This window comes from Bifidobacterium sp. ESL0682 (assembly GCF_029392815.1).
Lineage (GTDB): Bacteria > Actinomycetota > Actinomycetes > Actinomycetales > Bifidobacteriaceae > Bifidobacterium.
Map to the genome: position 1 here is coordinate 1,765,210 of NZ_CP113942.1, position 15,457 is coordinate 1,780,666.

Genomic DNA, 15,457 nt, shown 5'->3' on the forward strand with positions numbered 1-15,457 from the left:
CATCACCATACTTCACACGTCATCGGGAAATCAGCATTGATGCTTCTCAAAGAGATTTCAGAAACTGCTGATCACACCTCGCGAGCCATCAGGTAATCGGTCTGCTTGTCGTCGCCCTGCCAGAACGCGTGCTGGCCGACGCGCACGAAGCCCTTGCCGGCGTAGAAATGTTTGGCTGGTTCGTTGTGTTCCCAGACGCCGAGCCAGACTTTGTGCAGGCCACGTTTGCGAGCTGTATCCAACGCAAAATTCATCAGTTGCGTACCCAATCCGAGGCCTTTGAACTGTTTGTCGATATAAAGGCGCTGAATTTCCATCGTTCCAGATCCCATGTCTTCGACCTGCGCCTCGCCGAAATTCAACTTCATATAGCCCGCAGGGAGCTCATCGGTTTTGGTCGAGTCGGAAGAATCAGAATCCGCATGTTCTTTGGAGTCGCTATCAGGCTGCACCGAGATCAAGAGGAACACAGAATCTGGATTGCTCAGTTCGCCGCGCAAAACCGGCTCGGAATAGGACTCTTCGAGGAACTTGTCCATATCTTCATCAGAACTGGTGCCCGCGAACGTGTCGACATATGTGTCGACGCTCATACGATGCAGCAACGCGACATCGTCAGGCCCGCAGATTCTAATCGTGCCGTTCTCTCGTCGTTCATCCTTGCCATTCAAACTCATCACGCCTCCGCCCCAAACGTTCGGTCAAGCCCTCATAAAATACGGCATACCTATCAAAGCCAAAGCCCAAGCCCAAGCCCAAGCCCAAGCCCAAGCCCAAGCCCAGCATACGCCATTGAACTTTTCTCGATGAAGCGTTCACGCACAGATGACACCTTCCAAAAGCCCGAAGAAAATGGTCAGAATCAACAAGTCGGCACAACCTCCCAAGCTCAGATTGCGCTCGAGGCATTCTCTGTTGAGTTCCTGCAAAAATGCCATTCCTTCGGCGCTGCCGGCGCCTCCAAGCTCGAAATACCGATCGCATGTGCGCACGCATCCATTCCAGCACGTCGCGAGTTCCCGCGCGCTTGACGAGATTGGTGTCTTCAACATGGCCGGCCAAAGTCATCAACGTATCCAACAAGCGCACATTCAGTGACCCTTCCGCATCGCGCAAAAACGGCAACGCGACCTCCATCACGGAGGGGAACCCTTGCTCGGCCTCTCCCCTGGCGCCCGTCGAACGGAAACGGAGATACTGACGTTCACCGGCGGTCAGTTCGGTTTCAGCACCACCGGCGGCTTCCACACGGCCCATATCGTGCTTCGTCAGCCCAGTCAGCATGCGCTTGACCAGCCTGCGAACGCCATCCGTGTCATAATCGCGGGTCTTGCACCAATGGGCGGTGGCGCCGACGGCGATGCCAAGGGAGAAAATGGCCCCCTTATGGGTGTTCACCCCATGCGTTGCGGCGAACATCGTCTGTTCCGCCTTGCGTCCGGCGGCGCGAAGCTGGTCGAAGAGCCGGGTCATGTCGGTTCCCGCGAAATTCATGCCTAGACGGCCGGCCTCTTGGAAATACGACCTCAGCGAGATGGCGCTGTTGACGAAGGTAAAGGCGTTCATGTCATGATGCGGACCGGCGTCGACCGGATCGACGAGCCCCGGCTTGGGCTGCACCATCACCTCATAGAGCAACGCGGCCTGCGCCATGTCGGCTAATTGTTCGGGGTTATAACGCATCGCTGATTCCTGTCAGACGTTCAAAAAGATTCATATATTCAGATGGCTTATTCATGGTTCGCAAGTCTCTGTTTGCCGGATACAGGTTGTCTGCAAAGCAGCAAGAACTACAACGACTATTTACTTGTAGACTTACGATTCGCAACTTGCATCAGCCATCACAGACCCGCAGCAAGCCCGCCATTACCCACGGAAGAGCAATACGCAAGATATTGGCGTTCCACCGCCTCGCTCAGTTCGCGGGCCGTGTGGGTCTGGTCGCGAGCGCATTCCTTGGCCGGTTTCTCGCAGACCATGCAGCGCCGCGGAGGCATGCCCAAATCTGTGCGCGAGAGCTGATGGACGCTGCTCTGCTTCATGACGTCAATGTCAAAAAGCCTTCCCAACGTAAAATCGTCTTCAAAGCCGATGGCCACGCGCTTTACCGCAGTCCAATCGCTTTTTCAAAGGCCGCGAAGGCCTCGGGGCCGGTCGGTCTGTTCACATAGTAATGGCATTCGGCCACGCACAAGCATTCGCCCCGCATACGTCGCCCCAGCTCAATCAATCCGACCCTGAAAATGGCCTGCAGCGAGACATTGTTCTTGATGGCACCAGGCACGTTGAGCTTCGCGGCGACCACGCAACCATCCGGGTACCCGTCCATCAACGTTTCTTGCAGGTGTGCGCGCCATTCCCGGTTGTCCAATATGGCGGCGAGCGGTTGCCGTTCCCCGTGCTCCAATATCATCTCACTCACCTCTCCTGCAGACCGGTATGCATCCATTTTTAACATGAACGCCGACGCCACATCCAAGAAACCTTCATATCGTAGACAGCACAGTCGCCAGCAATCGCCGGTAGTCGCCGCGAATCTGCATCGACGCAACGACAAAGGCCCCGTTCGTTTCCCGATGTACAGGTACCGGGAAACGAACGGGATGGCAAAGCCGGCGACGCATCAATTCCCCGCCGGCTCACCATGGAATTCCCGACTAATCAGTCCTCGACCTCACGAATCTGGTCGATGATCGTGCCGTCACGATACTCGACCAGGGCCACGGTGCGGTCAGTGAACTTCAGCGGTTCGGGGGTGCCGAGAACCTTCTCAGCGCGCTCCTGCAACTCCTGAATCGTATAGACCGGCAGACCCGGGATATTGCTCAGAGCCTCGATGAGGTCCGTGCGCTTCGGGTTGATGGCGATGCCCACCTCGGTGACCAGCACGTCAACCGAATCGCCAGGCGTGACCACCGTCGTCACCTTGGGCACCACGGTGGCGATGCGACCGCGCACCAGCGGTGCGGAGATGATGGTGAGCTTGGCGGTTGCGGCATCCTGGTGGCCGCCGACCGCGCCACGAATCACGCCGTCGGAACCGGTCATGACGTTGACATTGAAATCGGTGTCGATTTCCAGCGCGGACAGGATGGCGACATCGAGCTGGTCGACCATGGCGCCCTTGTTGGCCGGGTCGGCGTACCACGACGCGTCAATCTCCTGCTGGTTCTTGTTCAGGCGCATCGACGAGGCGGCTCCCTTGTCGAAGTCCTGCACGTCCATGATCTTGCCGACCAGTCCCTCTTCGAGCAGGTCGACGGTCGGCTTGGTGATGCCACCCAGGGCGAACGAAGCCTTGATGTCGTTGTCGAGCATCGACTGGCGAAGGAAGCGCGTTACCGCGAGCGCCGCACCGCCGGAACCGGTCTGGAAGGAGAATCCGTCCTTGAAGTAAGGAGAGTTGACGATGACGTCATTGACGCTCTTCGCAATCTTCAGTTCCTTGGGGTCCTTGGTGAACCTGGTGGCGCCCGAACCGATCTTGTCCGGATCGCCCACCTCGTCGACCTTGACCACATAATCGACCTGGGTCTGCTTGATCGAGGCCGGGGTGTTCGGGTAAGGCTGAATGTCATCGGTGACCAGCACGACGGTGTCGGCATAAGCGGCATCCACGAGCGCATAGCCGAGGGAACCGAACGCCGACTTGCCTTCCATGCCGTTGGCGTTGCCCATGACGTCGGAATTGGGCACACCCAGGAACGCGACGTCGATGTTGATGTCACCGTCTTCGATGGCGCGCGCACGGCCGCCATGCGAGCGGAAGATCACCGGGTTCTTCAGCAGCCCGTGCGACACCGCATCGCCCAGAGAGCCACGCATACCGGAAGAGGTGATGTTGGTGACGACGCCCTTTTCGATGGCCTCGACCACGGTGTCGTTCATCACACCGGTCAGCGAGGAAGGTGCCAGGGTCAGGTCACGATAGCCGGCATCGATGATGACGCGCATGACCTTGTTGAACACATAATCGCCGCCGCGGAAATGATGGTGGAAGGAGATGGTCATGCCATCGCGCACCGTCTTCTTGACGACGTCCTCAAGGGAGTTCACCACTTTGCCTTGGCCGGTGGAGGCACGGACCTTGGGGGCCTTGCGCTGGATGACGGGATTGCCGAAATCCGTGGTCTCGAAAGGCTTGAATCCGAGCTCGTTCATGATATCGTCAGGCAGCTGACGTCCTACTTTACTTTCCAAGATAATTCCCCTCCTCATCGATGACGTGGGTGGCCTTCGCCAGTTTCATGACGCGTTCGGCCCTCAGGGCGACCGGGCGATCGACCATCTTGCCGTTCATGGAGATGACGCCGGAGCCCTGTTCACGGGCCTTCTTGATGGCGGCCATGACGCCTTGGGCGTTGACGATTTCCTTCTCAGTCGGAGTAAAGACCTCGTTGACCATCTCAATCTGACGTGGGTTGATCAGCGACTTGCCGTCGAAACCGAGCTGATGGATCAGGCGCGTCTCGCGATAGAAGCCCTCGGGATCGTTCATGTTGGAGAACACCGTGTCGAACGCGGCGATCTTGGCCGCACGAGCGGCGTGGACGACCATGTTACGGGCGAAGAGCAGCTCCTGGCCGTCGGGATAACGATGGGTCTTCATATCGGTGGTGTAGTCCTCGGCGGAGAGGGCGATGCCGATCATGCGGTCGGATGCCTTCGCGATTTCCTCAGCGTGCAGCACGCCTTCAGCCGATTCGACGGCCGCCATCAGGTTGGTGGAGCCGACGGGACGTCCGAACTCACGCTCGGCTGCCTCGACCTTTTCCTCAAGCCGCTGCATCATGGCCGCGGATTCGACCTTGGGCAGGCGGATGACTTCGACGCCGGCCTTGACCATTGCCTTGATGTCGTTCTCGTAGAACGGGGTGTCGTCGCCATTGATACGAACGACCATTTCGGTGTCGCCGTAGTCGATGTTCGTCAACGCTTCATAGACCAGATAACGCGCCGCGTCCTTCTGATCGAGCGAGACGCCGTCTTCCAGATCGAACATGATCGAGTCGGCGCCGTAGATGCCGGCGTCCTTGATCATGGCCGGGTTGTTGCCGGGGACGAACATCATCGTCCTACGTAGTCTTTCGGAATCTACTGCCATTTCAGAGCACCTCCCACTTTGGCTGATCGACGATATCGAGCGCTCGTTGCACGGCGGCCACGGTGCGCGCCTTGATGACGATGTCGAGCGCGCCCTTGTCAACGGCCTTGACTTTGGCCGAAGTGATGCCGTAGTTGTTGAGCACCTGGGTGATCGAAGCCTTAATCTGATCGCCGAATTGCTTGATGACGTCGGAGGTCAGATTGATGTCGATCCCGTCGCCTCCTGGCGCGAGCGTCACCTGGATGTCCGAAGACTCCAAGGTTCCCGCAGTCGCGGTATGTGTGATATCCATAAACTGCTGTTCCTTTCTAGATTCTCATCTGTAATTGAGCCAGATGATCTTGTATGAAAAATCTTGTAGTCGAAGGCACCAGGCCTTCGAGTCCTTCCATGTCGCCTTGAGCAATCAGCTTGCGAACACGTGAAGCGGATATGGGTTCCTGCCCCGCCCGTTTGCGTTCGACGACTGTCACCTGCGTTGGCGGTTCGAGTACTGCCTTGAGAGCCTGGTTGTAAGCCTCGGTAGTAGGCGAATACGGTTCCTGCCCCACATAGCGGCGAGTGATGCCGAGAGCGGGAACGAACCAGTCGCGGAACAATGTCGCGTCCAACTTGGTCTGGTAATCGATGACGTCTTTCGACGAAGGCAGGAAATACGCCGGAAAAGCAGCGAACCCAATCAGGTAGTCGCTCCCGTCCACAACCGTGACGTTCTTCAAATCAGCCACCCCTGCACGCACCAACTGCAGACGCTCATCGGTGGTGAAGAGGGAGCGGTCTTCATGAACGACGAAGACATAGACATGTTCATTCTCCTGCGCAGCAATCTCCACCAGTCGCCGATGCCCCAAAGTAAAGGGATTGGCGTTCATGACGATGGCTGCCGAAGCCGGCCAGCTACCCAGAGCACGAACTGTTTCAAGATAGGTATCGATGCCGGGCATCCCGCCTTCCAGCAACCCACCCCTTTCGACGCGGGCCAGGCAGGTGAAGCCGACATGCTCGAAGCTATCAATATAGCGAGGCTTGGTGAAAACGAAATAATGAGTGATTCCGCGCTGGGCCAGTCTAGAGACCAGCTCGCCGACGATGCGATTGAACAAGGCACCGTGCCCGGCATCATCATGCCGAACAGCGATGTATTTCAGTATCGGCCCTGCCAATGAACCGGTGGCAACCAGCTGGTCGTCCTCGTCGAAAAGCCCGATGGTCTCTTCGAGAGGCTCGACCTCGTTGGCTGGGAATTCCTGAATGCCTTGCGACTCCAGGAATTCCCTCCACTGATGCATTGTCATGCGGTCTGAGAGATACAGGTCCCGCATCGTCGCCGTCATCATTCGTTGTTCTCCAAACTCAGACCACGAGTCCCATGATGAAGATGGCGACCGTCACCGTCATCGCGCCGCCGAGACGGACCGCGACCTGGGCGAAGGGCATGAGTTCCATTCTGTCGCCAGCAGCGAGAATCGCGAGCGCACCCGTACCGCCCTGACCGGAGCAGCAGGACACCGCGATGGCGGTATCGACCGGGTAGAGACCGAGGATCTTCGCCGAGATGAACGCCGTCGCCACAATGGCGAGCACGGTGACCAGGATGACAATCATGGAAGCCGGGGACTTGAACACCTCGATAAGCTTGTTCCAGTCCGTCTGAGCGACGCCTACGCCGAACAGCAGCGGGGGCGTAATGCCCTTGACCACGAAGGTGTTGAGCGCGGCGCCGCCTTCGGCGATATCCTTGGGGATGTAGCCCAGCATCTTGGCGGCCATGAGCACGATCAGCACGATGATCGGGGACGGCAGGTTGAAGTGCAGGTAGGTCTTGATGATGTAGTTGAACCACACTGCGAGGAAATAGAAGGCGATGGCCATGACCATGGCCATGAGCATCTTCTCGATGCTCACTTCGCCGCCCTTGGTCTTGAGGCTCTCGAGCTTGTCGCTTTCGTCGTCGATGAGCTTGCCATTGCCGGTCAGTTCCGGCTTCTTCTCACCAAGCTTGCGCATCAGGCCGGCGCAGACGACCGCCACGAGGCTGCCGAGCATGACCGCGGGGAGAATCTGGCCGAAGATGTCGCCGGAGGTGGTGCCGCTCAGAATCGCGGCATAACCCATAGCCATAGGCATCGCGCCTTCGCCTACACCGCCTGCCATAATCGGGGCGACGATGAAGAAGTACGCCTTGTAGGCCGAAAGACCCAGCGCCATGCCGACTCCGGTGCCCACCAGGGAACCGATGACATCGCAGAGCAGCAGCACCACGATGATGCGGCTGGTGGCCTTCAAGAGCGTTTTGCGGTTCATGGAAGCGATCGAGCCGACAACCAGCAACGTGATGAAGAACATCAGGAAGTTGTTGTTGTTCATGAAGTCGGAGACCGTCTTGACGGTGTTGTCCGGAAGCCAGTGCTTGAACACGAGGAAGGAAGGCAGGAAGGTGACTACCAGAACCTTGCCGCCCAAAGACTTGAGAACCGGGATGTTGTTGCCAATCTCCTCAAGCAGATAGGAGAAGACGACCATGACGCCCAAGGAAATGAGCATGTCGTTCTCGGGCATGACGTTGGTAACGGCAAGCAGCACATAGCCCACGGCGAGCACCAGCCAGAGGCCGACAGGCATGAAGCCTATCTTGAGCGACTTGAGCTTGGACCACAGATCGGAACCCTTCGAGGACTTCTTATCGGGCTCGCTGGTGTTCTCCGCTTTCTTGTTTTGATCGACGGATGTTGATGAATCTGCCATGTTTATTGCTCCTTGAACTCGGCGACGGCGCCTTCGACCGCCTTGACCACGCCTTCATCGAAGACGCCTGGAACCACCCTGTCAGCCGTCGGGTGATCGATAAGGGACGCGAGCTTCTGTGCCACGCGCAGCTGCAACGGCACACTGACTTCATTGACGCCGTATTCGAGCAATCCCTTGAACAACCCGGGGAAGACGAGGATGTTGTTGACCTGATTGGCCCACTGGGACGAGCCCGTGGCCACGACCTTCGCACCGGCCGCGAACGCCTCATCGGGGTCGATTTCGGGAACCGGATTCGCCAAGGCGAAAATAATCGGCGAATCAGCCATCTTCTCGACTTCAGAGCCATCGAGAACATGGTCGACGGAAACACCGATGAATACATCCGCATCGGCGATGACGTCATCAAGGGTCTCGCCGGGCACCATATCCACATGAGCAGCCAGATCGCGCTGATAGCGGTTATATGAAGTGTCGCCGGGCGTGACCTCGCCGTGAATATCGACGAGAGTCTGATGACGGATGCCCGCTGCCAGCAGCAGCTTCGAAGTCGCCACACCTGCGGCTCCGACACCGTTGATGACCACACGCAGGGTCTGCAGCGGCTTGCCGACGACCTTGGCCGCGTTGATCAGGCCGGCCAGCACCACAATCGCGGTGCCTGTTTGATCGTCGTGATAAACGGGGATATCAAGCCGTTCGCGCAGCTTTTCCTCGATCTCAAAAACCTTCGGAGCAGCGATGTCTTCCAGATGGATGCCCGCGAACGATCCGGCGAAATTGGCGACGGTGTCCACGAACTCATCGGCGGAAACCTGTTCCAGCGTCATCGGAATGGCGTCGACATCGGCAAGCTGCTTATAGAGCAACGATTTGCCTTCGACGATGGGCAACCCGCCTGCGGGGCCGATGTTGCCCAATCCCAGGACCGCCGACCCATCGGTCACGACCGCCACAAGCTTGCCGCTGACGGTATATTTCTTCTTTGCCGAAGGATCCTTCTCGATGAGCTTCGCCAGCCCGGCCACACCGGGAGTGTACGCTTCAGCCAGCTGAGCACGACTCGTGACCGGCAATTCGCCTTGAATCCCCAGCACGCCGGTATGCCGTTCATGCAACTCAAGCACACGATTCTGATCTACCAAATTTTCCGCTCCTCCCTAGCCCTGGAACAGCACTATCCGGCCGTCCGCAATGACCATTTCCGATGACTCTCATCGTCGAGATTGATAACTTTTTCAGGGTAACAAAAACTTAAAATTCAGTAAAATTACATTGTTTATTTTTAAAAAATTAAAAAAATTATTTTACTTTCCTTAACAGATGTAAACTATATTTGAATTTTTTAAATTTATTCATATCGCTTGAGAAACGATCGATAGAGGAAGACAACGATGGTCACCCAAGAACTGCTCGCCAACCTGGCGCAGGACTATTACCAAAGCAACCTGAATCTGGCCGAGCTGTCGACCAAATACAACCTCAGCCGATACCTGGTCAACAAATATCTCGATCAGGCGCGAGAAGAGGGCATCGTGACCTTCACCATCCAGTCCCCCGACGTGCGCAATCAGCAGCTCGAGCAACAGCTCGGCGAATACTTCGGCATCAAGAACCTCTACATCCTCAAGAACAGCGCCGACCCCAAGCAGAACCTGGACAACATCAACCGGTTCGCCGCACGCAAGGTGGAAAACTACATTTTGCAAAGCCACGTCATCGGCACCACTTGGGGCTCAGTGATTTACAACATCATCAACGAATTCCACGGCGGCGTGCTGGAAAACTCGGTCTTCACGCAATTCATCGGCGAAAACATGAAATACCATTCCGAGGCCGGGTCAATGCGCATGGTCGAGCGTATCGCCGACCGTTTCTCCAGCGAATACATGACGCTTGCCGGGCCTCTCTACATCATCAACGACGACACCCGCAACGGCATGCTGAAGGAAATCGCGGCCAGCGCGACCCTCAAAATGGCGGCGCGCATGGAACTGATCCTCACCAGCCTCGGCACGCTGGATTCCATCAAATCAATTCCCACATGGTCGAAAAACGTCGACAAGATCTTCCCTCAAGTCAATCTCGAGCAAGTCGCAGGACTCGCCTACGGACGCCCCTACGACATCTACGGCAACTTCCTCAACCAGCACCACGACACCACTTTCGGGCTCGACCTCAACACCATCCTGCAGACGCCCATCCGCTTCGTGACGGTCAAAAGCACATTCAAGACGCGAGCGCTGTTGGGCGCGTTGCGCGGCCACCTGTTCACCGACGTGGTCACCAACGAAATGGTGGCCCAGCGCATCATCTTCGAATTGAGAAAAGGTAGCTAGAGCAGAACACAGGTCTTCTTCCGTCCAATAACAGCACCGGTGTCTCTGGCAATACGTATCAGTGCGATGGGTACCACGGCACAAACCGTGTAAGCCACATTTGCCAGCACCAATGTCGGCTTGCAATCCACGCCAACCAGTCATAACTGCGCAGATGACACGGCCATGGTTATGTCATCTGCCTATGATTACAGCGAAGAAGCCACTGCAGGCCACTCACCGCACGAGAAGAAAGAGGCGTACACCGACTATGTCAGCACTGATCCAACCAGCAACGCTGCTGCTCATCATTTTGCTGGGCTATCTGTTCAAGCGAACCGGCATCTTGGGCCCCAAAGACTATCGCGTGGTGCAGGTGCTTGAGTTCGACATTGTTCTGCCGGGCGCCATCATCTACTCCTTTGCCACAAACCCGCACCATCTCAATCTTTTGCTGCTCTCGTGTTTTTCGTTTTGTGCGGCGCTGATTCCGCCGTTGCTGATTTTCGCCGTCACGCGTCGCCGTCCGGTCGCCGACCGCGCCTTCCTGATGCTCAACGGCGGCGGATTCAACATCGGCTGCTTCTGTTTTCCGATGGTCCAGGCATTTCTGGGCCCTGCGGCGCTGATTCCCGCCGCGATGTTCGACATCGGCAATGACATCATGGTCGCTGCCGGAACGAATGTGATGACACAAAACCTGCTCCACATCGAACCGGGCAAGACTCTGGTCGAGCAACACGCAGGCGACGCGCCGACCCTGCCACGCCTCAAGGCAACCGATCCCGATGCCCGCCGTCTTCAGCGTCGCTCGCTAATACGCAATATCATCAAGGGATTCGTCACTTCGCCAGCATTCGATACCTATATTCTGATGGTGGTACTGATGCTTTTCAACTTCCGATTCCCCGCATGGATTGCGCAGGTTTCTCAGCCGTTCTCGGCGGCCAACGCATTCTGCTCGATGGTCATGGTCGGCATGCTGACCGATCTGCCCAGCTCGAAGCACGACTTCAAATTCGTCGGCGAAGTCATGGCTTGGCGTGTGCCTTGCGCCATCATTTTCGCATTACTCGCTTGGTACGTTCTGCCGTTCAACGCGCTTGTCCGCGAAACCGTCGTCTTGTGCTGCCTCGCGCCGACCGCCATCTTCTCCACGATGTTCACCGACAAGGTGCTCGGCAACGCGAAACTCGCCGGCTTCATCCTCTGCGTCACCGCTGTGGTCGGCACGATTCTGATGACCGTCGCTCACCTGCTCATTCACATGTGAATGTGCTGACCAAGTTCTTCATTCCAGCTGACTTAGAAAACGAGAAATTCACCAACTCGACCACTGAAATTACGTCGACTCGATACACGAAAATCGTCCAACTTGGGAAACGATAGTCTCAAATCTCAGCCGATGAGTTTCTTGATTGCCGGAGCAAGCGCCACAAAAGCCTTATGACGGTGCGAAATCGCGTTCTTTTCCTCGGCGCTCATTTCTGCGCTGGTCAGTTTTTCACCGTCGCTGTTCAAGCGGCCGGGCTGATCATTCGGCACGAAAATGGAATCGTAGCCGAAGCCGTTCTCGCCACGAGGCTCGCGAATCACGGTGCCCCGCATCTCGCCTAGCTCAACGGTTTCCTCGGCTTTCGGCGTTGTTCCGTTCGCTCGTTCTTCACCGCAATGCTTCGGCACCACCAAAGCGGCCGCGCAATTGAAGCGAGCACCGCGTTTGCCGTCGGGGATGTCTTCAAGCTGAGCGAGCAACAAGGCATTATTGGCCTTGTCATGCCCGTGGGCGCCGGCCCAGCGCGCCGAAAGAATGCCGGGAGCGGCGCCGAGCACGTCGACGATCAATCCGCTGTCGTCCGCGAGCGCCGGCAACCCGGTTCGCTTCGCCACGTCTCGCGCCTTAATCAGCGCGTTCTCTTCGAACGTCACACCGGTTTCGACGGGATCCGGTAGGTTCATCGACCCAGCCGAAACCAGCTCGACATGTTCTGCGGCCTTGCCCAACTCAGCCTCGATGATGGTGCGAATCTCGGGCAGCTTGCCTTCGTTATGTGTGGCGACGACGATTTTCATAGCGTTTCCTTTTATATGATGTTGTCAGGCAGGAACTAGTCCTTGGCGAGCGCCTCGTTCTGCGCGCGCTGGAGTTCCTTGTTGCCCTTTTCGGCCAGATCAAGCAGCACATTGAGTTCGTCGCGGGTGAAGGGGCGATGCTCGGCGGTGCCCTGGATCTCGATGAATTTGCCGGAACCGGTCATGGCGACGTTCATGTCGGTCATGGCCTGGCTGTCTTCGATATACGGCAGATCAAGCATCGGGGTGCCGTTGATGACGCCGACGGAAACGGCGGAAATCTGGTCTTTGATGGCCTTCTCGGCGGAACGGATGTGCTTGTGTTCCTCGGCCCAATGCAGTGCATCGACCAGCGCGACATAAGCGCCAGTAACGGAAGCGGTACGGGTGCCGCCATCGGCCTGCAGCACGTCGCAGTCCAGCTGCACCTGGTTCTCACCCAGCGCCTTCATGTCGATGACACCACGCAGGCAACGGCCGATCAAACGGCTGATTTCCTGCGTGCGTCCACCGATCTTGCCCTTCACCGATTCACGCGGGGTGCGCTCGGAAGTGGCTCGCGGCAGCATCGCGTATTCGGCGGTGACCCAGCCCAGCCCGGAATCCTTGCGCCAGCGGGGCACGCCCGGTGCGAACGTCGCGGTGCACATCACGCGGGTGTTGCCGCACTCGATGAGCACGGAACCTTCCGGCGCATCGGTGAAATGACGGGTAATTTTGACGGGACGCAGCTCGTCGACGGCACGTCCATCAGGACGAACGACGGTATCGGTATTCAATAAATCCTTGATTTGAGCCATACCGCCAACCTACCATCAGCCGGTCACGTCAGCTGCGCACAGAACCAATCAGCGGTTTCTTCGGCAAAATACGGTCAATGACGAAGAGAACCAGGCCGAGAATCGCGAAACCGATGATGCAGAACACGATGTTGATCCACATCTGGTTCCAGCCGATTTTGCTGACGTCGATGAAGCCGTAAGGATACGGATTGCCGCCGGCCTCAGGGCCCGAATGCGGCCAAAGCTGCGCGCGAATGAGCACGAACGCCAGATAGAACGGGAAGTAGATAAGCCAGGTGAGCACATAGTGCCATTGGAAACGGCGATGAGAGTCAAAGAGAATGAAATCGATGGCTGCCATAATCGGCACGACCTGATGCAGGATCCGGTTGGTGACGATGCCGAACACGTACTTTGCCGTAGCCGGGTCCGCTGGCGGCAACAGCGTGGCCGCAACGATGCCGGTGATCAATATATACAGTGTCAGAACACCTTTGAGCCAGGCAGGTGGCTGCTTGCCGTCGATCAGGCAGGCAATGCCGGCCCACAGCATCACCAGGCCGAGCAGGAAGTTGGTTTCATAAGTGAAGTAGACCCAATAGCTGGGTTCTCCCCAAGCCACACTCGTCCACGCAAGGCAGAGAAATGCGATGATGAGGCGATAAATTCCGACAAAATATTTCATGCACGCCAGTTTATGGACAGCGTAAGAAAACATGAGGGTCCAGCAAAAAGAAAACAGCGACACCGTTGAACAGCAACGCTTCTGTTTCCCAATCATCACAGACTCGAAATCGCTTCGTAGCACCATTTCTACGCATCATCATTACTTAGTAGACTTCATTTGTTTATGGCAATAATGTCTACTTATAGTCATTATTACTATTAATCGCCGTGTCGGATTAGAATCAAGGTAAAAGCAACTTCACCGGGCAACCGGCGACGAAAGCCTCGCAGCCCTATAGCTGCGCAGGCCGCTACTATCTCGTGACGCTGCGGCAATACCGCAATACTAGGGACACGAGCGATACACACCTCAGGGAGGCATGTGATGCTGGATTATTCACCGGCTTTGATGACCGATATGTATGAATACACAATGCTCGACGCGGCGCTCAAGGACGGCACCGCAAATCGCAAGTGCGTCTTCGAGGTGTTCACACGCCATCTGCCGCTCGGCCGACGCTACGGCGTGGTCGCGGGCACCGGCCGCATTCTCGACGCGCTCGAGCATTTCCATCTGAATGACGACGATCTGAAATTCCTTTCCGACCGCAAAATCGTGAGCCCTGAGACCATCAAATGGCTCGAAAACTTCAAGTTCACCGGCTCGATCAAGGGCTACCGCGAAGGCGAAATGTTCTTCCCCGACTCCCCCATTTTGGAGGTCGAAGGCACATTCGGCGAATGCACGCTGCTCGAGACGCTGCTGCTTTCCATCCTGAACTACGATTCCGCTGTCGCCTCCGCCGCCTCTCGCATGGTCAGCGCCGCAGGCGACCGGCCTTGCATGGATATGGGCGGACGCCGCACCAACGAATGGGCCGCCGTAGCCGCCGCACGCGCAGCCGTGGTCGGCGGATTCCAAGGTACCTCGAACCTTCTCGCCGCCAAGCTTTACGGCTTGAAGGCCATCGGTACTTCGGCCCACTGCTTCACCCTCGTCCATGATTCCGAGCGCGATGCCTTCGTCTCGCAGGTCAACGCGATGAGTCCGAACACGACGCTTCTGGTCGACACCTATAACATTGAAGAGGCCATCAAGACGGCCGTTGACGTGGCCGGCCCGGACCTCGGCTGCGTGCGCATCGATTCCGGCGACCTCGCAGCCCTCGCCCAGCGCGTGCGCAACCAGCTCGACGCCCTCGGCGCCAAGAACACGAAGATCACCGTGACCAACGACCTCGACGAATACGCACTGGCCGCTTTGCAGTCCGCCCCCGTCGATTCCTATGGCGTCGGCACGATGCTCGTCACCGGTTCCGGAGCCCCGACCTGCGCGATGGTTTATAAACTCACCGAACGCGAAGGCGACAACGGCGAAATGGTGCCCGTCGCCAAGCACTCCGAAAACAAGGCCACCGTTCCCGGCCGCAAGCTCGCATTCCGTTCCTATGAATATGGACTCGCCAACGGCGAACACATCATCTCCGGCTCCGAAGAAAAGCTCGCACAGTTCAAGCCACAGAACGGCTGGAAGGACCTGACGGTCAACTACATGGACCACGGCGAAGCCAACACGCAATATCAAGGCCACGATGCCATCGCCAACGCTCACAACTATCACGCGGCAGCCTTGGCCGAGCTGCCCATCACCGCACAGTCGCTGATGAAGGGCGATCCGTCCATTCCCACCCAGATCGAAGTGCTCTGAGCCTCCGACACTCACAAGCAACAAAAACCGAATGGCCGCATATATCTGATCAATC

16 protein-coding genes are annotated in these 15,457 nt (G+C 57.2%); 3 read left to right on the forward strand and 13 right to left on the reverse strand.

What is annotated here, in order from left to right; genetic code table 11:
• Nucleotides 1–71 precede the first annotated feature (71 nt).
• From OZX57_RS07330 to OZX57_RS07375, 10 genes are all read right to left on the reverse strand, one after another.
• The gene (locus OZX57_RS07330) at nucleotides 72–677 is read right to left on the reverse strand and encodes a GNAT family N-acetyltransferase (protein ID WP_277162006.1); all 606 of its coding nucleotides are present in this window, start codon (nucleotides 675–677) and stop codon (nucleotides 72–74) included.
• Nucleotides 655–1,683, reverse strand: coding sequence for a triphosphoribosyl-dephospho-CoA synthase (locus OZX57_RS07335; protein ID WP_277162007.1), 1,029 nt, complete (start codon nucleotides 1,681–1,683; stop codon nucleotides 655–657). The genes OZX57_RS07330 and OZX57_RS07335 overlap by 23 nt, the downstream gene beginning before the upstream one ends.
• Before the next feature lie 158 nt (nucleotides 1,684–1,841).
• Nucleotides 1,842–2,099, reverse strand: coding sequence for a citrate lyase holo-[acyl-carrier protein] synthase (locus OZX57_RS07340; protein ID WP_277162008.1), 258 nt, complete (start codon nucleotides 2,097–2,099; stop codon nucleotides 1,842–1,844).
• A gap of 5 nt (nucleotides 2,100–2,104) precedes the next feature.
• Entirely contained in the window at nucleotides 2,105–2,413 is a 309-nt protein-coding gene (locus tag OZX57_RS07345; protein WP_277162988.1) for a citrate lyase holo-[acyl-carrier protein] synthase, read from the reverse strand.
• A 248-nt stretch (nucleotides 2,414–2,661) separates the two neighbouring features.
• On the reverse strand, nucleotides 2,662–4,200 hold the full coding sequence (gene citF, locus OZX57_RS07350; protein WP_277162009.1) for a citrate lyase subunit alpha: 1,539 nt from the start codon (nucleotides 4,198–4,200) through the stop codon (nucleotides 2,662–2,664).
• Nucleotides 4,190–5,104 carry a citrate (pro-3S)-lyase subunit beta gene (gene citE / locus OZX57_RS07355; RefSeq protein WP_277162010.1) on the reverse strand — a complete coding sequence of 305 codons (915 nt, stop codon included), beginning with the start codon at nucleotides 5,102–5,104 and terminating at the stop codon, nucleotides 4,190–4,192. Before citE ends, citF begins: the two co-directional genes overlap by 11 nt.
• A 1-nt stretch (nucleotide 5,105) precedes the next feature.
• A complete protein-coding gene (gene citD, locus OZX57_RS07360; protein WP_277162011.1) occupies nucleotides 5,106–5,399 on the reverse strand; it encodes a citrate lyase acyl carrier protein in 294 nt (97 codons plus the stop codon).
• A gap of 16 nt (nucleotides 5,400–5,415) precedes the next feature.
• A complete protein-coding gene (gene citC, locus OZX57_RS07365; protein WP_277162012.1) occupies nucleotides 5,416–6,444 on the reverse strand; it encodes a [citrate (pro-3S)-lyase] ligase in 1,029 nt (342 codons plus the stop codon).
• A gap of 16 nt (nucleotides 6,445–6,460) precedes the next feature.
• The gene (locus OZX57_RS07370) at nucleotides 6,461–7,852 is read right to left on the reverse strand and encodes a 2-hydroxycarboxylate transporter family protein (protein ID WP_277162013.1); all 1,392 of its coding nucleotides are present in this window, start codon (nucleotides 7,850–7,852) and stop codon (nucleotides 6,461–6,463) included.
• Between the two features lie 2 nt (nucleotides 7,853–7,854).
• Nucleotides 7,855–9,000 (reverse strand): malic enzyme-like NAD(P)-binding protein, encoded by a 1,146-nt coding sequence (locus tag OZX57_RS07375; RefSeq protein WP_277162014.1) that lies wholly within the window; start codon nucleotides 8,998–9,000, stop codon nucleotides 7,855–7,857.
• 249 nt (nucleotides 9,001–9,249) lie between these two features.
• Between OZX57_RS07375 and OZX57_RS07380 the strand changes: the two genes are divergently transcribed.
• Entirely contained in the window at nucleotides 9,250–10,194 is a 945-nt protein-coding gene (locus OZX57_RS07380; RefSeq protein WP_277162015.1) for a sugar-binding domain-containing protein, read from the forward strand.
• 250 nt (nucleotides 10,195–10,444) lie between these two features.
• Nucleotides 10,445–11,446: an AEC family transporter gene (locus OZX57_RS07385; RefSeq protein ID WP_277162016.1), complete on the forward strand. Its 1,002-nt coding sequence runs from the start codon at nucleotides 10,445–10,447 to the stop codon at nucleotides 11,444–11,446.
• Between the two features lie 125 nt (nucleotides 11,447–11,571).
• Here the strand turns inward: OZX57_RS07385 and rdgB are convergent, their stop codons facing one another.
• The 3 genes from rdgB to OZX57_RS07400 are packed head-to-tail and all read right to left on the reverse strand — an operon-like array spanning nucleotide 11,572 to nucleotide 13,713.
• Nucleotides 11,572–12,246, reverse strand: a complete 675-nt coding sequence (gene rdgB / locus OZX57_RS07390; RefSeq protein WP_277162017.1) for an RdgB/HAM1 family non-canonical purine NTP pyrophosphatase — start codon at nucleotides 12,244–12,246, stop codon at nucleotides 11,572–11,574.
• 35 nt (nucleotides 12,247–12,281) lie between these two features.
• Nucleotides 12,282–13,046, reverse strand: coding sequence for a ribonuclease PH (gene rph / locus OZX57_RS07395; RefSeq protein WP_277162018.1), 765 nt, complete (start codon nucleotides 13,044–13,046; stop codon nucleotides 12,282–12,284).
• 28 nt (nucleotides 13,047–13,074) lie between these two features.
• Nucleotides 13,075–13,713 carry a Pr6Pr family membrane protein gene (locus OZX57_RS07400; protein ID WP_277162019.1) on the reverse strand — a complete coding sequence of 213 codons (639 nt, stop codon included), beginning with the start codon at nucleotides 13,711–13,713 and terminating at the stop codon, nucleotides 13,075–13,077.
• 366 nt (nucleotides 13,714–14,079) lie between these two features.
• Here OZX57_RS07400 and OZX57_RS07405 point away from each other — a divergent pair, with 366 nt between their 5' ends.
• Entirely contained in the window at nucleotides 14,080–15,402 is a 1,323-nt protein-coding gene (locus OZX57_RS07405) for a nicotinate phosphoribosyltransferase (RefSeq protein ID WP_277162020.1), read from the forward strand.
• The last annotated feature ends 55 nt before the right edge of the window (nucleotides 15,403–15,457 follow it).

Excerpts from the sequence above, each read along its gene's own strand:
- OZX57_RS07330 (WP_277162006.1), bottom strand. The coding sequence starts at position 677 with ATGAGTTTGAATGGCAAGGATGAACGACGAGAGAACGGCACGATTAGA.
- OZX57_RS07335 (WP_277162007.1), bottom strand. The coding sequence starts at position 1,683 with ATGCGTTATAACCCCGAACAATTAGCCGACATGGCGCAGGCCGCGTTG.
- OZX57_RS07345 (WP_277162988.1), bottom strand. The coding sequence starts at position 2,413 with ATGATATTGGAGCACGGGGAACGGCAACCGCTCGCCGCCATATTGGAC.
- citE (WP_277162010.1), bottom strand. The coding sequence starts at position 5,104 with ATGGCAGTAGATTCCGAAAGACTACGTAGGACGATGATGTTCGTCCCC.
- citD (WP_277162011.1), bottom strand. The coding sequence starts at position 5,399 with ATGGATATCACACATACCGCGACTGCGGGAACCTTGGAGTCTTCGGAC.
- citC (WP_277162012.1), bottom strand. The coding sequence starts at position 6,444 with ATGATGACGGCGACGATGCGGGACCTGTATCTCTCAGACCGCATGACA.
- OZX57_RS07370 (WP_277162013.1), bottom strand. The coding sequence starts at position 7,852 with ATGGCAGATTCATCAACATCCGTCGATCAAAACAAGAAAGCGGAGAAC.
- OZX57_RS07380 (WP_277162015.1), top strand. The coding sequence starts at position 9,250 with ATGGTCACCCAAGAACTGCTCGCCAACCTGGCGCAGGACTATTACCAA.
- OZX57_RS07385 (WP_277162016.1), top strand. The coding sequence starts at position 10,445 with ATGTCAGCACTGATCCAACCAGCAACGCTGCTGCTCATCATTTTGCTG.
- rdgB (WP_277162017.1), bottom strand. The coding sequence starts at position 12,246 with ATGAAAATCGTCGTCGCCACACATAACGAAGGCAAGCTGCCCGAGATT.
- rph (WP_277162018.1), bottom strand. The coding sequence starts at position 13,046 with ATGGCTCAAATCAAGGATTTATTGAATACCGATACCGTCGTTCGTCCT.
- OZX57_RS07400 (WP_277162019.1), bottom strand. The coding sequence starts at position 13,713 with ATGAAATATTTTGTCGGAATTTATCGCCTCATCATCGCATTTCTCTGC.
- OZX57_RS07405 (WP_277162020.1), top strand. The coding sequence starts at position 14,080 with ATGCTGGATTATTCACCGGCTTTGATGACCGATATGTATGAATACACA.